Raw genomic sequence first — 1,486 nt, 5'->3', positions numbered from 1 at the left:
TGAGTTTCCTGAGTCAACCTCTATGCCGCCGGAGCCGTCTCGGGAGTCGTTTTGATCTTGTTGTTGGTCTGGTGGGTGACGGGGTCGTAGGGGGTGCCGTCGCGCCGACAGGCCCAGATCACTCGCAGCCAGGCGCGGGCGAGGATGCGGACGGCGTGGGGGTGGCGCTTCTTGCGGGCCCGGGCGTCGGTGTAGATCTTCGCGGCCCAGTCGCTGCCGTGCCGGCTGTTGTCGGCGAACGTGGTGATCGCGATGCGGGCCCGTCGGTTGGTGGCGACGCGGAAGGTCACCGCGCGGGACTTGCCGGAGGCCCGGGTGACCGGCACGACACCGGCCTCGGCGATGAACTGCTCGCAGGACTCGGCGCGTTCGAGGATCGGGCCGATCTCGCCGATGATCTGTCCGAGGTTGACCTTGCCGATGCGGGGCATGCTGGCCAGCAGCGGCGCGTAGGGGTGGGCGTCGACGGCTTCGGCGATCGCCTTGTCGAGCTCGCGGATCGTGGCACGTATGCCTCGTACCAGCTGGACCTGGACTCGGATGAGGGTCGCGACCGTGGCCTCGCCGAGCCTGCTCGCGGCGGCCGGGGCGGCGCGCATCCGGTCGATGAGGACCTGGCCGGACCGCTTGCCGGAGTATCCGCGCCGCTTGCACCATGCCTCCAGCCTGGACGGGGTGAGCTTGGCGGCGGCCTGCGGGGTCGGGTAGCGGTCGAGGAATTCCAGGGCGATGTCGCTGTCGCGGTCGGCGAAGACGGCCTTGCCGCCGGGCCACAGTTGGTCGAGCTGGGCGTCGAGCTGGTTAACGGCGGCAACCTTGGCCTCGACGTGGTCGGCGCGCTGGCGGGTGAGGGCCTGCAGTTCCAGGGTCCGGGGATCGGTCGGGACCAGGCGGCGCAGTTGGTGGCCGTCGGTGCGCAGGTAGTCGGCGAGCTTCATGCTGTCGCCGGCGTCGGTCTTGGCCTTGGAGGCGCCCCAGCGCGGGCGCATCGCGTGGAATGCGTTCGGGTGTACCGGCACGACCGGGTGGCCGGCGGCCAGCAGCCGGTCAACCACCAGGCCGCGGGTGGTCTCGATCGCCACCGGCAGGTCGGCCGGACTCCCGTGCTTGCGCAGGCGCTTGAGCGTGGCTTCGATGCCTTGCTCGGTGTGCGCGAGTTCCCAGCGGTCCACTCTGGTGCCGGAGTTGTCCATGACGGTGACGTCGTGGGTCTCGGTCGCCCAGTCCCATCCGATGAACACGAAGGTCGTACTCCTGTGACGTCGACGGAGCACCTGCCCGGTGGTGAGGTCGTCTGCCGGGAGCTCATTAATCGGCCCTCTGCGGGGCGTGTCCCTGATGCCGATCAGACGGCCTCGGCCCGGCGGGGCTGGCATAACTCACGCTGGCCGTCGAACGGCTCGCGACACTGGCCATGCACCCACCGGGACCGAGAGGTCACAACCCTACCGAAGAGGGCTGCAGAAGGGATGGTCCTCTAATGAGC

The 1,486-nt window shown here is 69.4% G+C and carries 1 protein-coding gene; it reads right to left on the bottom strand.

The genetic code is table 11. The features are described 5' to 3' along the window. Positions 1-20: 20 nt before the first annotated feature. Positions 21-1,241, bottom strand: a complete 1,221-nt coding sequence (locus tag ACZ55U_RS39020) for an IS110 family RNA-guided transposase (protein ID WP_465534388.1) — start codon at positions 1,239-1,241, stop codon at positions 21-23. Positions 1,242-1,486 lie beyond the last annotated feature (245 nt).

Source organism: Kitasatospora sp. NPDC034533, from assembly GCF_055575155.1.
Note: the sequence above shows the minus strand (reverse complement) of the source record. Positions and strands in the feature narration are given on the sequence as shown.